Genomic DNA, 14,170 nt, shown 5'->3' with positions numbered 1-14,170 from the left:
CAGAGAGCCAAAATCTGTGATTTTGTGCGAATCGCTTACTACTCTGACGAAAGGAAGAGTAGTTTCATAATAGATTTTAAAAGAAGTTTTGATAAACTCGTACCTCAAACATATCAAAGCTCCTAAGATTTTCAAAAACGCTTCACTAAGACTGATAAAAAAGTTTTTAAATGTGCCTTCAGTTTTGGCATCATATCCCTACGCATAAATTAAATTTAAGTTGTGGTCATCTATATGGGATTCAGCAGTGAAAATATAAGTTAACAGTACATAAATATAAAATAAGAGGTGGACAAATGGACAAGGTAAAAAAAGGTATTTTAGTAGTAAGTTTTGGTACTAGTTTTCTTAATACATTAGAGTTGTGTATAAAGAGTACTGAAAATAGAATAAGAGATAACTTTCCAGATTATGAGGTGAGAAGTGCTTTTACTTCATATATGATAATTAAGAAACTAAAGGTTGAAAATAACATTTATATAGATACTACTGAAGAGGCATTAGAGAAGATGAAATCAGAAGGTTTTACAGAAGTTTACGTGCAGCCATTACATATAATGCCTGGAGATGAGTACGATAAAATAGTACGTGGAGTTAATAAATATGTTGATTGTTTTTCTAAATTGGTTTTAGGAAGACCTATTCTTTATAGAGAGAAGGATTATCAGATAGCTGTTGATGCGTTAAAAGCTCAGCTGCCAGAATACAGAAAAGATTTCGCTGTATTACTTATGGGACATGGTTCTACTCATCCCGCCAATGCAAGTTATGCTTTACTTCAGTGCATTTTAAATGATAATGGGTTAGGCCATGTTTATATAGGAACTGTAGAAGGATACCCTATATTAGATAACATAGTTCCAAAGCTTAAAGAAAATAATATAAGAGAAGTTACATTAATGCCCTTTATGCTTGTGGCTGGAGATCATGCTATAAATGATATGGCTAGTGATGAAGAAGAATCATGGAAAAATACATTAGAGGCTGAAGGCTTTAAAGTAGATGTATATATGCACGGATTGGGTGAAAATAAGGATTTCCAAGATATTTATGTACAGCATATTAGAGATTGTATAGAGGGAAACCCTTTGATGATTGAAAAAGAAGACTAAGATCTAGCGTGGAAATTTAACTTATACTCCAGGATATATTATCATGTTTCGGCACGTTAAATATTTTTTATTAGTCTAAAGCTTGAATTTTAGAAAAATCTAAGAACTTTGATAAACTCGTTTCACTCAAACATATCTAAAGTTCTAAGATTTTTCTCAAATTCTCGCTAAGACTAATTAAAAAATATTTAAATGTGCCTTCAACATTGATAATATATCCTTACGTATAAGTTAAATTTCAAGACTAGATCTCTATATAAGTTAATAAAGGAGTTTGTATATGATCGGATTAATTCTTGGAACCTCTGAGGGAAGGGAAATCCTTTCTTTACTTAATAATTTCACAGATGATATATTTATTTCTACAGCTACGGAGTATGGTGGCGAGATATTAAAGGATTATAAATATAAATATTTAAATACTACTCCTTTAACATTGGAAGAACTAACTAGAACTTTAAAAGAAAAGGGAGTAAAAGTTTTAGTTGATGCATCTCATCCCTATGCTCTGGAAATAACTAAAAACTCGATTAAGGTATGCGAAACGCTTGGAATAGAGTATATAAGATATGAAAGACCATCTTGTGCAGAGAAATATAGAAATGAAGAAAATGTAGTTACAGTAAGGAACTATAATGAACTTCATGAAAAGATAAAGCATATTGAAGGAAATATATTAAATACTACTGGAAGTAGAAACCTTGATAAGATACTAGCTATGAAACTAAAAAATAGAATAGTTCATAGAGTACTCCCTTCAGTAAAGGTTATGCAAGAATGTTTTGAATATGGTATAGCAGTGGATAACATAGTTGCCATAAAAGGTCCCATAGGTTATGATCTCAATTGTGCTTTTATAAAAGAGTATAATGCTAAGGCTATGATTTTAAAAGACAGCGGTGTGCAGGGTGGAACCGAAGAAAAGCTTAAAGCTTGTATAGATAATAATATATGGGCGTTTATAATAGATAGACAGGAAAAAATATATAACAACTCATTTAATGATGTAGAATTATTGGTGAAATATTTATATAATTCTTATAAATAGGTATAGAGTTTAAAACTGAAAACCTAGCTTATGATAGGGAATATGCTAAGTCTTAGATTTTCAAAAACAAGAACTTTAGACTGATTAAAAGTTTTTAATGTGCGGAAGTTTGGCAACATATTCGGTGGTATAAGTTGAATTTCGGGCATGGGTATCTACATTTGTAAGAAGTTATTATTTGAAATTATACAAAGGATGTATTTTATGGAAACTGTAACGTTTTATCCAGGAAGTTTTGGAGAAATACTACAAGGAAAAATACAAAATAAAGACATGCTAATATCTTCTCCAGTTAACATTTACACTAGAATTAGATTGTTTGAGTGCTGTAATTCTAATAAAAAACTAAGATTTAAAAAGTCGTCAGATTTTCTTTATAATATATTAAAACTTTGGGGCCTTGAAGAATATGAAAAAAATATTGACATAGAAATAAAATCTCAAATACCTTACGGAAAAGGTATGGCAAGTAGTACTGCGGATTTATGCGGATTATATCATTGCTTGATTAAAATGTTTAAAAGACAATTCAATGAAGATGAACTTATAGAACAGTGCATCAATATAGAACCTACAGATAGCATAATCTTTGACAAAATGACATTGTTTAATTATAAAGATGGTTTATATAAGGAAACATTAGGAGATTATTTTAATTATAATATACTAGCTTTTGAAGGTAATAAAGTAATAGATACAGTTAAGTTTAATCAGATGAAACTACCAGGATTAAGTCAGGTTGATGATTTAGTCCCTATTCTGAAGGAAGCGGTAAAAGAAAAAAGTATTGAAAAATTAGCATATGTATCCACAGAGAGTATCGTAAGGAACCAAAAAAGACTAAACTATAATTTTTTACATCATGTTTTGGACATAAAATATGAAACTGGAGGATTAGGAATAATTGGAGCTCATAGCGGTAATGTATTAGGAATAGTTTATAGTGATATTGAAAAACTTAATTATGGAATAACTATTTCAAACAAAGTAAGCTCCTGTAAAATATACTCAGTAGAAGCTTTAGATAGCTATAATAGATTAAAAGAAAGGAAGGGTACATAGTGGATAAAGGTTACATTCAAATATATACTGGAAATGGCAAGGGTAAAACTACTGCAGCATTGGGGTTATCACTTAGAGCAATTTGTGCTGGTAAAAAAGTTTTCTTTGGACAATTTGTAAAGGGAATGGAATATAGTGAATTGAATGCTGTAAAATATTTACCAAACTTTAAGTTAGAACAATTTGGTAGAGATGTATTTATATTTAATAATCCAAGTGAAGCTGATATTGAGGTAGCTGGAAAGGGTCTTGAAAGAGTAAAAGAAGTGTTGACCTCAGGGGAATACGATGTAGTAGTGCTAGATGAATTGAATATTGCTATTTATTATAAGTTGTTTACAATAGAAGAAGTTATAGATATTTTAGAACAAAGAGATAAAAAAATTGAAGTAATTATTACTGGTAGATATGCCCATGAAAAGCTTATAGAAAAAGTAGATTTAGTTACAGAAATGAGAGAGATAAAACATTATTACAAACAAGGAGTTCCTGCAAGGAAAGGAATAGAAAATTAACTTCTAAATGTTTATAGGGTTTCGAGTCTGGAACTCTATAACCATGTAAAAATATAAACCATAATAAGTATAAAAATTCTTACTGATTTTTAGTAGGAATTTTATTTTTTTGTGCAACATTATACTTAGTTTTGATTATTATATAATAGATGTATTAGCTAGTACTCTGTTATATAAATTTTCAAGAGCTATATACTTAGGGAGTGAAAGGATGATTACCACTGGAATAATTGCTTTTAGAGAAGGCTTTGAAATTTTATTAGTTATTGTGCTAATGTTATTATACTTATCAAAAATAAATAGACCTGATTTAAGAAAAGTTGTTTATTATGGTATTGTATCAGGATCAATTTTGAGTATAGCCTATAATGTAGTAATGTTTAATGAAAATAAAAGTATGAATATGATTTTACAACAGATTTTTCAGGGCGTGGTAATGTTGCTTTTGTCAGGACTAGCATTGAGTAATGTTGTATTATTACGAAAACAAAATAAAGAATCATATTTAGGCATATATAGAACATTAGATATTATTACAATTTTCAATTTATTTATATTTGTATTCTTGATTATATTTAAAGAAAACTTGAGAAGCTCTATACTTAGAAGTGTTTTTATAAATAACTCGTTAGATAGTACTTATATATCAGTACTATTAGGTATACTTAGTGCTAGTATTATAATGTTTTTGGTATGCAAAATTGTCATGATGCTTAATATTAATGTTATATTTTATACACTTGCTATAATTTTAATCTTAATAGGATCAAGATTATTTGGTGAAGGCTTATTAGGATTATTTTCGTGTATGTGAGAATCAATTAGGTATAGCGGACAACTACTCTACGGGGTAACAATAATATATATTTTTATTAAATATATGTTAAAAGAGTATATAAAAAAACACAAAGTATAGTTTTTAAAACACCTTGCAAGTTGAAAGCTAGGTGTTTTTTGCGTTTAAAGTAATTTATTATTATGAAAAATAATAATGCATAATATTCTGACAAATGAAAACTTAGCATTCATAAGCAATAGTGGAATTATTCACGAGATAATAGGATTTAATCATAAATATGAGTCAAAGAACCTATAATTCAATTTATACATGGATTAATCCAATCATAGATCCATTGACTGGTAAATGGACCTATAATAGAATATAGGTATAAAGTAGATAGTGCAGGGGGCATAGAATTATGGTAGTAAAGAAGGAAAATATATTTAAGGTTTTAACAATAATAATTGGTAGTTTAATTTATTCTATTGGTGTTAATGTATTTATAATACCTCATAAGCTGTTAAGTGGAGGAGTTGCAGGTATTGCAATAATACTTCAATATTTAACCCAGATTCCTTCTGGTTATTCTGTAATTCTTATTAATATTCCAATATTCTTAATAGGAATAAGAGCTGTAGATAAAAAATTTGGAATTTTTAGTTTTGTTGGAATGATTTCTATGTCTCTATCATTAATATTTACATCAAATTTGCAAAACTATTATTATATGCCTGATTCATTACTTTCATCTTTATGTGGGGGTGTTTTGACTGGACTTGGAGCAGGTATAGTATTTAAAAATAGAGCTTCACAAGGTGGTACTGATATTATTGCTGTTGTAGTTAAGAAAAGATATGGGATATCTATAGGTAGAATAGCATTTATGATAAATGCAGGGATAGTTACATTAGGAATGATCATTGGAAACTTAGAAATAGCTGTGTACACCTTAATTTCAATGTATATAAGTGCAACCATTGTAGATAAAACCCTTCAAGGATTATGCCAGGAAAAGGTAGTTTTAATAGTTACAAAAAATAGTGAAAAAGTAAAACAAGCTATCTTACAAAAACTAAGTAGAGGAGTAACTTATCTTTATGGGGAAGGAGCTTATACAGGTGATAAAACTAATATCATATACTGTATCTTAACATCTAAGGAAATTGAAGCAGCTAAAGCACTAATTGAAGAAATAGATTCTACTGCGGTTATATCAATTATGGATACGGCTGAAGTTAAGGGGAAAGGTTTCAAAGCTGCTATATTTTAATATAGGGTTCCAAAGTAGAAACTTAACTTATACTCCGGAATATGTTGCCAAACTTCGGCACGTTAAAAACTTTTAATCAGTCTAAAGTTCGTGTTTTTGAAAATCTAAGAAACTTTGATAAACTCGTACCTCAAACATATCAAAGCTCCTAAGATTTTCTAAAAACACTTCACTAAGACTGATAAAAAAGTTTTTAAATGTGCTTCAGTTTTGTCAACATATTCCTACGTATAAGTTAAGTTTCAAGCTGGTAACCATATATAAAACTACCACTTAAAAGAGAAGATATTTTTATAAAATGAGATATATTAAGTTTCACACTATATATAAAAAATAAATAGCCTTAGGGGGACCAAGGCTATTTATTTTTTATATTCAATTTTAAATTTAAGGGGAAGTATTAAATTTGGTATATCTAGATTATTACCACATTATCTTAGCTTAAACATATATAATCATATTTTTTTATACAACAGAATCCATAATTTCAGAGGGAGGTTATCCAGATAGATACCCACAGCTTAAATTTAATTTATACGTAGGGATATATTGCCAATGTTGAAGTCACATTTAAATATTTTTTTATTAGTCTTAGCGAAAATTTGAGAAAAATCTTAGAACTTTTGATATGTTTGAGGTACGAGTTTATCAAAGTTCTTAGTTTTTTCACAAATTTGAGCTTTAGACTAATTAAAAATATTTAACGTGACGAAACATGGTAATATATCCCGAAGTATAAATTAAATTTCGGGCGTGGGTATCTATAACAATAAAAAAAGGAGTTTCCTATAAAAATGGGAGTATTAAAGCCAGTGGTCATAAGATAAATTTAATAATTTGTACACAGTTTTGAGCTTGACCAAGTTAAAATAGTCTATTAATCTTAAAGTTATAGTGAAGATTTATTATTTTGAGAGGGTGAGCTAAAATATTTAAAGCAAGAAAAGGTGTAGTAATTTTATTTATATTATTTGTATTAATTGTAACAGCTAATATGGTAAAGGCTGCTGAAGGACAAAAAACAAATAGTAGTAGCATATTACAATCACAGGTAGATAGTGATGTTGATCCAGTGCATGGAAAAGTAATTAAGGTTTACGCTGATGAAATTAAAACAGATAAAAGTGCTGAGCGGTATACTAATGTAGACGTTAAGATTTTATCTGGTAAACTTAAAGGGAAGACACTTACTGTACAAAACTTTGTTAATGGAAGGATTAATGATGAAAAAAGTAATACTCAAGGCTTTGCTAGGCTTGGAGATGAGGTTTTAATAAGTATTGATGAAGATTCAAGTGGAAATATAAAAAGTGCTTATATTTATGAAATAGTAAGATATAAGTATTTGTATAAATTAGGTGGAGTTTTCGCAATATTACTAATGGTGGTTGGAGGTAAAAAAGGTGTAAAATCAGTGATTACACTAGGTATAACTGGATTTGCAGTAATTAAAATTCTTATACCTTTAATAATACAAGGATTTAGTCCAACCATAGTTTCAGCTATTATATGCATTTTTGTTATTATAGTAAGTCTACTTATAATAAGTGGTAAAAATGAAAAAACCCTAGCTGCAATTATAGGAACCGCAGGAGGAGTTTTAATTGCTGGAGCCATAGCTATTTTTTCTAATTCAATTATAAGAGTTAACGGTCTTACGGATGATGAAATACAGTCTATAATTTATACAACACAAAATTCTAATTTTGATTTTACAGGATTATTATTTGCAGGAATAATTATGGGGGCTCTAGGGGCTGTAATGGATGTAAGCATGTCTATAGCTTCCTCTATGAAAGAAATTAGAGAAGCAAGACCAGATATAACTAAAAAAGAGCTTATAAAGTCTGGTATGAATGTTGGAAAGGATATTATGGGAACTATGGCCAACACTCTAATACTTGCTTATGCAGGAGGATCTATGTACATAATGATTATGATAGATTCTTATACCACTTCTATGTCTACTGCCATTAATCAAGATATAATTGCTGCAGAAATATTAAAAGCACTAGCAGGAAGCATTGGATTAATTTTTGCTATCCCTATTACAGCTATTGTAGCTGCAATATTAAGTACTAATGAAAAACCAAATATTGAAACAGATAAGGTTTTAACTGAGGATAATTCTTAGTAGTGTATCAGTACATATATATAAGCATGCCCGAAATTTAATTTATACTCCGGAATATGTTGCCAAACTTCGGCACGTTAAAAACTTTTAATTAGTCTAAAGTTCGTGTTTTTGAAAATCTAAGAACCTTTGATAAACTCGTACCTCAAACATATCAAAGCTTCTAAGATTTTCAAAAAACACTTCACTAAGACTAATAAAAAAGTTTTTAAAAGTGCCATCAGTTTTCGCAACATATTCCTAAGTATAAATTAAATTTAAAAGTTCCGTACCTATAATAATATTTTAAAATGTTTTCGCATATAGTTAAATGAAGCACATATTAAATGTATGTGCTTTTGTCATACTGATTTCAAATTAAAAAACTAATTTAATTGAAAACATAAACTAAGATAAAAACATAGATAAGTTAACATATTAATAAGTAGGGGAGATAATATATGGAAAATACCAAGGTTTCAAATAATAAAAATATAATTAATTTACTTATGTTTAGTGCTATTTTAATATTTGGTATGGGTTTATATAAAAGCAAGATAAAGATAAATTTTAATACTGAAACATTAAATAACTTTTCTATTATATTTCTTAGCATGATTCTAGAAGCTATTCCTTTTATTATAGTTGGTGCCTTTATATCCTCTTTGATTCAAATTTTTATATCTGAGGATGTTATCTACAGAATAATACCTAAGAACATATTTTGGGGAACTATAGCCGCATCTATAGCTGGACTATTTTTCCCAGTTTGTGAATGTGCTATTGTGCCTATTTGCAGAAGCTTAATAAAAAAAGGAGTACCAATAAGTATAGCTACAACTTTTATGCTTTCAGTACCTATTGTTAACCCTATTGTTTTACTATCAACTTATTATGCATTCTTAGGCAATACTTACATGATCTTTATCAGAGCCTTTATGGGTATATTTGTGTCTATATTAGTAGGCGTTATTATAGGAGTTTTATACGAGAAAAATCCTATAAAGGATTGGAATATGGTACATAATAGTGAGTGCAATTGTGTAAATTGTAATGTAAGTAGATATAGTTCTAGAAGTAGGTTGTCTGAAATTGTACATGGTACAAGTTATGAATTATATAATATAGGAAGATTTTTTATAATTGGAGCGTTACTTTCTTCTATAATGCAAACATTCGTACCTAAGGAGAAAATTTTAGCCATAGGACAAGGTGATTTGCGTTCTATACTAGTAATGATGTCATTAGCCTTTATTTTATCCATATGTTCTGAAACAGATGCTTTTATTGCTAGAACATTTTTGGGACAATTTACCATCGGAAGCGTAATAGGCTTTCTAGTATTTGGACCTATGTTAGATATTAAAAACACCATAATGCTTTTTGGAAATTTTAAAAAGAGATACGCTATCACTTTAATACTATTAGTGGTTTCTATGTGTTTTATTTTATCTGTAATTTGCAATATAGTTTCATTCATGCTTATAAATTAAATCATTCTTGGATTTACTAATTTAGTGTTTTACAAAATATTTTATAAGTATTAGGTTTATATATTTTTGTAACAGAATAAGTTTAAGTAAGGAGAAATAATTTGAAAAAGAAATTTAATTTTAACGAGTTTGTATGGTTTTTAATACTTTTGGGATTTACGTTTTATTTTTATAGAGTACTGCATACAAATAGAATAGTTAATTTCATTCATCCTGATATGATTAAGTATTCCTATTTTGCGCTTATATGTTTATTTATTCTTACTCTGTTTCAATGTAGTAATATATTCTCAAAAAGAAGAAGTAACAAGTTTAGAAAAGGATATATACTATTTTTTATACCATTATTCTTTGGCATTTTAGTAAATCCTAATGGCTCTGATACTAGTATATTTTATAATAAGGGAGTAAGTATATCAAAGATTCAAGATGTTGACTTTGATAAAAGAATTATAAAAGATGGAGTCATTAATATCACTAGTGAAAACTATTTCAATGCATATAATTATATTTCGGAAAACTTAAATAAATATATAGGTAAGGATATAAATGTAGAAGGATTTATATATAAAGATAATAAATTTAAAAACAATGAATTTGTGACAGCTAGATTATTAATAAGTTGCTGTGCTGCTGATGGTCAGGTAATAGGCTTTCTTTGCCAAGGAGATAACCTGACGAATCTAAGTAAATATAAGTGGGTTAGAATAAAAGGAAAAATCAATAAGGAAACATTCATAGACACTATTGGAAAAAACTCTGAAGTTCCAGTGATTAGGGTTAGCAGTATAGAATATATTGATACTCCAAGTAACCAATATATCTACCCGACGACCACCCGCTCTAATACTTGATTTTTTTCAAACTTGGAGTAAAAAGCGGCTGCGTCCCTGGATAACGATGAAGATTAGATTTCTGTTTACCCTTAATAAAAATTATTTTTGGATTCTTTTATTTAATATGTAAGGAGGGGAATGTATGAAAGTAAAAATAGATATTTTTTCAGGATTTTTAGGTGCAGGTAAGACTATGCTTATAAAAAAGCTTATAGAAGAAAAATTAAATAAAAACAAAATAGTAATAATAGAAAATGAATTTGGTGAGGTAGGAATAGACGGAACCGTTTTGAAAAAAAGCAATCTTGCTGTAAAGGAAATTAATGCTGGATGTATATGTTGTACTGTAAATGGAGACTTTAAAAAAGCAATAAAGGAAGCTATTATGGAATATGCTCCTGATAGAATTATTATTGAGCCGTCAGGTGTGGGAAAGCTTTCAGAGATAATAAATTTATGCCAAGCTCAAGAATTAAGAAATCTAATACAATTAAATATGGTTATAACCGTTGTTGATGTACTGAAATACCATAGTTATATTAACAACTTTGGTGAATTTTATAAGGATCAAATAATAAATACAAGTACTATAGTGTTAAGTAGGACACAAAATATTGGTAAGGACAAAGTAGATAATGTATTAAAAGATATAAGACAAATAAATAATAATGCAATCATAATTACTACATCTTGGCATAATATAGAAGCATCAAAAATAATTGATGTGTGTGAAAATAGTAAAAACCAATGTTTTAAAGAAGAATTGAAAAAGTTCAAGCTTTCTACCATAAATTCCAACAAAACAATTAAATTTTCAAACAGGTCATTAAATCATAGGCATAATGCTGATGAGGTGTTTCAAACTTGGGGAATAGAAACATCAAAACTATTCAATAAGAATAAGATAACAACTATTTTTAATAACATAGAAAAAACAACACTATATGGTCAAATATTGAGGGCAAAAGGAATCTTGCAAGTTAGTGAAAGAGAATGGGTACAATTTGACTATGTTCCCGGAGAAATGAATATGAATAATATTGAAGCAGATTATTCAAGTAGATTGTGTGTAATAGGAAGCAATTTGAATGGTGACATGCTTAATAAAATATTTGTAGATTAATAAACGGGTAGTGAGTAAATGATGATTAAGGTTGATATTGAATTAGTTACTGGATTTATTGGTTCTGGAAAAACAAAATTTATAAATTCTTTAATAGAGAACACCTTTGTACCAAAGGAGAATATTATTGTAATACAATATGAATGTGGAGAAACGAATATTGCAGAGAAAATACAATGTAATTCATCAGTAAAAATTGTTGAAGTAAATCCCAATGAGAGTTTAAACTTTAAAAGCTTAAAATATATGATAGAACTACATAAACCGCACAGAGTAATTATTGAATTTAATGGAACTAGAAAAGTTGAGGACTTTATAGCTTCTATACAAAATTCGAAAATTAAAAAGAATATAAATACAGTGTATCATTTAACTGATGCTATTACCTTTGAAACCTATATAAAGAACATGGGAAACTTATTGATAGGAGGAATATCTAATAGTGATTTGATAATAATAAACAACTGTGAAAAAGTAGATAATAATAATCTAAAATACATAAAGACAAAGATAAATGAATTAAATCCCTATGCATATGTTTTAGAATTAAAACGCATTAGTGAATTAAGTTCTATGCTTAAGAGAGAAGATTTACTTAGTAACGGCTTTTTTAAGAAACTTAATGTATCTTTTAAAAATCTAATAATGAAAAGATGATAAAATGAAGTTTCATTTTACATGTAACTTAAAGTTAACATATTGCATATAATTTAAATATATTAAAATTTATTAGTAAAAGTGGGATTGAAATATTAATACTTGCATGATATAGTAATGTAAAATGTCACTATATGAAAAATTTGGGGGGATAATAGTATAATATGTTAGGATGGAAAGATGAGTATATCATAGGAGTAAATATTATTGATAATCAACACAAGCAACTATTTGAGATAGCAGATAGAGCTTATAAACTTCTAAAGAATGAGTTTATAACGGATAAATATGATAAAATTGTAGAAATAATAGATGAATTAAAGACTTATACTGTATTCCATTTTAGGACAGAAGAAGAATATATGCTTAGCATAGGCTATAAAAAATACTTTTCTCATAGAGTAGAACATGATGATTTTATTAAACAAATTAATGATTTTGATCTAGAAAAAATTGACTTGAATCAGGATAAGAATATTATAGAAATATTAGAGTTAATAGTAAACTGGATTGATAAGCACATATTGGACAATGATAAACTTATAGTTATATAAATAAGTTTATCAATAAACATTAATAGAGCCTTAGGGCTCTTTTTTTATCTATTTAATTCTATTATTTTAATTTTGTAAATTTAAATAATATGTAGAATTACATACTTTACGAAACTGCAAAAATATTATATAATTGATAATGAAAATTAGTATCAATTATGTAAATTGTTAATGGTAAATAATATTACTAAATTTATATTTACTAATCTTTTTACAATTTAAGAATTAACTTAACTAATTTTTACATTTACATAGCAAGTTATCTGGGAATTTTAGTGAAATTGTAATATAAAATATATTTTTTTATGTTATGGATAAAATATGTCTAAATAGGAGGTATATATATGAAAACATCATTAGAAAAATATATGAATAAGATAAAAAATATGGATGATAAAGAATATTTATTTGGTGTTTTATCTTATAGTATAGCTCCAACGCTACTTGGGGATAAACCATCGTCTATAGTTACTCTAAACAAAAATGAAAGAAACTTACATCTGCTGTGGGAAAAGTACAAAAAAGAATTTTATAAAAAATGTGATTTAAAATTTTATGAATTAAGGAAAAGAGAAGAGAGTATAACTATATTATTTTATAATGACAACAATCTTTCAAGCGTTATTTATAAAGATAGTAATATGAAATTTTTAAAGAGATTTGGATATAATGAAGATTTAACACTAGAAGAAGCACTTACCATATTAAAATGTAGATTTGAACATACATGTCCTCACGAAATTGGAATTTTCTTAGGATTTCCATTACAGGATGTAATTTGTTTTATGGAATATCCAGAGAAAGAATGTTTATTATGTGGATACTGGAAAGTGTATAATAACTTAGAGTCAGCTAAAGAAAAGTTTTTTAATTTTGATAATGCTAAGAATGATGTTATGAATTCTGTACTAGATGGTAGCTATCCATCTATATTAATAAGCAGTATTAGAAAAGAATTTGTAAATTATTCAGGTTAAAATGATTTATAAGTAATTTTTCCGTAAAACTTATATTTTTTTAAAACAAATTGAGAATGAATATCAAATAAAAATAAGGAGGAATAATTGTATGAGCGTTTTAGTTATTGGTGGAGATAACCTTGATAGTATAAAAGAAAGATTAAAGGAAAAAGGTTTTGAGAATATAGAACATATAAGTGGAAGAAAAAAAGGTGATAGAAAAATTAAAATTTCTGAAAAAACTGATCTAGTACTAGTTTTAACTGATTATGCCTGTCATAACATAATGGGAAAGGTGAAACAAATAACTAGGAGAGATAAACTAAAGATTATTTATTCTAAGCGGTCTTGGATATGTATGAAAGATAAGATTGAAGAATATATTACAGATAAATCAAGAGTAAATTAAACCTAAAAACTTTCTAATTGGTCTTAGACAAATTAGAAAGTTTTTATAGTTGTTTACAGTATAGATATCCACGCCCGAAATTTAACTTATACTCCGGAATATGCTGCTAAACTTCGGCACGTTAAAAACTTTTAATCAGTCTAAAGTTTTTAAATGTGCCTTCAGTTTTGGCATCATATTCCTACGTATAAGTTAAATTTAAGTTATGGTTATCTATATGTAGATTAGAAACTATATA

At 27.7% G+C, this 14,170-nt stretch carries 14 protein-coding genes; all 14 read left to right on the top strand.

Translation table 11 applies throughout. The features are described 5' to 3' along the window. Positions 1–296 precede the first annotated feature (296 nt). Complete coding sequence (locus HGI79_RS18220; RefSeq protein ID WP_185652110.1) at positions 297–1,112, top strand: sirohydrochlorin cobaltochelatase; 816 nt, start codon at positions 297–299, stop codon at positions 1,110–1,112. 280 nt (positions 1,113–1,392) lie between these two features. Continuing rightward, entirely contained in the window at positions 1,393–2,160 is a 768-nt protein-coding gene (locus HGI79_RS18215) for a cobalt-precorrin-6A reductase (RefSeq protein WP_185652109.1), read from the top strand. A 204-nt stretch (positions 2,161–2,364) separates the two neighbouring features. Beyond that, the gene (locus HGI79_RS18210) at positions 2,365–3,222 is read left to right on the top strand and encodes a kinase (protein ID WP_185652108.1); all 858 of its coding nucleotides are present in this window, start codon (positions 2,365–2,367) and stop codon (positions 3,220–3,222) included. Then, positions 3,222–3,737, top strand: a complete 516-nt coding sequence (cobO, locus tag HGI79_RS18205) for a cob(I)yrinic acid a,c-diamide adenosyltransferase (RefSeq protein ID WP_185652107.1) — start codon at positions 3,222–3,224, stop codon at positions 3,735–3,737. The genes HGI79_RS18210 and cobO overlap by 1 nt, the downstream gene beginning before the upstream one ends. 211 nt (positions 3,738–3,948) lie before the next feature. After that, positions 3,949–4,551 (top strand): FTR1 family protein, encoded by a 603-nt coding sequence (locus HGI79_RS18200; protein WP_185652106.1) that lies wholly within the window; start codon positions 3,949–3,951, stop codon positions 4,549–4,551. A 385-nt stretch (positions 4,552–4,936) separates the two neighbouring features. Next, on the top strand, positions 4,937–5,788 hold the full coding sequence (locus HGI79_RS18195) for a YitT family protein (RefSeq protein WP_185652105.1): 852 nt from the start codon (positions 4,937–4,939) through the stop codon (positions 5,786–5,788). Positions 5,789–6,782: 994 nt separating this feature from the next. Continuing rightward, entirely contained in the window at positions 6,783–7,922 is a 1,140-nt protein-coding gene (locus HGI79_RS18190) for a YibE/F family protein (RefSeq protein WP_185652104.1), read from the top strand. A 440-nt stretch (positions 7,923–8,362) separates the two neighbouring features. After that, positions 8,363–9,394: a permease gene (locus tag HGI79_RS18185; RefSeq protein WP_185652103.1), complete on the top strand. Its 1,032-nt coding sequence runs from the start codon at positions 8,363–8,365 to the stop codon at positions 9,392–9,394. A gap of 101 nt (positions 9,395–9,495) precedes the next feature. Next, positions 9,496–10,248, top strand: a complete 753-nt coding sequence (locus HGI79_RS18180; protein WP_185652102.1) for a TIGR03943 family putative permease subunit — start codon at positions 9,496–9,498, stop codon at positions 10,246–10,248. A gap of 124 nt (positions 10,249–10,372) precedes the next feature. Further along, the gene (locus HGI79_RS18175; protein WP_185652101.1) at positions 10,373–11,353 is read left to right on the top strand and encodes a GTP-binding protein; all 981 of its coding nucleotides are present in this window, start codon (positions 10,373–10,375) and stop codon (positions 11,351–11,353) included. An 18-nt stretch (positions 11,354–11,371) separates the two neighbouring features. Then, positions 11,372–12,010 carry a GTP-binding protein gene (locus tag HGI79_RS18170; protein ID WP_185652100.1) on the top strand — a complete coding sequence of 213 codons (639 nt, stop codon included), beginning with the start codon at positions 11,372–11,374 and terminating at the stop codon, positions 12,008–12,010. 164 nt (positions 12,011–12,174) lie between these two features. Then, the gene (locus HGI79_RS18165; protein ID WP_185652099.1) at positions 12,175–12,564 is read left to right on the top strand and encodes a bacteriohemerythrin; all 390 of its coding nucleotides are present in this window, start codon (positions 12,175–12,177) and stop codon (positions 12,562–12,564) included. A gap of 344 nt (positions 12,565–12,908) precedes the next feature. Beyond that, a complete protein-coding gene (locus HGI79_RS18160) occupies positions 12,909–13,541 on the top strand; it encodes a DUF3793 family protein (protein ID WP_185652098.1) in 633 nt (210 codons plus the stop codon). A gap of 91 nt (positions 13,542–13,632) precedes the next feature. Continuing rightward, positions 13,633–13,932, top strand: a complete 300-nt coding sequence (locus HGI79_RS18155) for a DUF2325 domain-containing protein (protein ID WP_185652097.1) — start codon at positions 13,633–13,635, stop codon at positions 13,930–13,932. Positions 13,933–14,170 lie beyond the last annotated feature (238 nt).

The sequence above is a fragment of the Clostridium sp. DJ247 genome (genome assembly GCF_014231265.1).
Note: the sequence above shows the minus strand (reverse complement) of the source record. Positions and strands in the feature narration are given on the sequence as shown.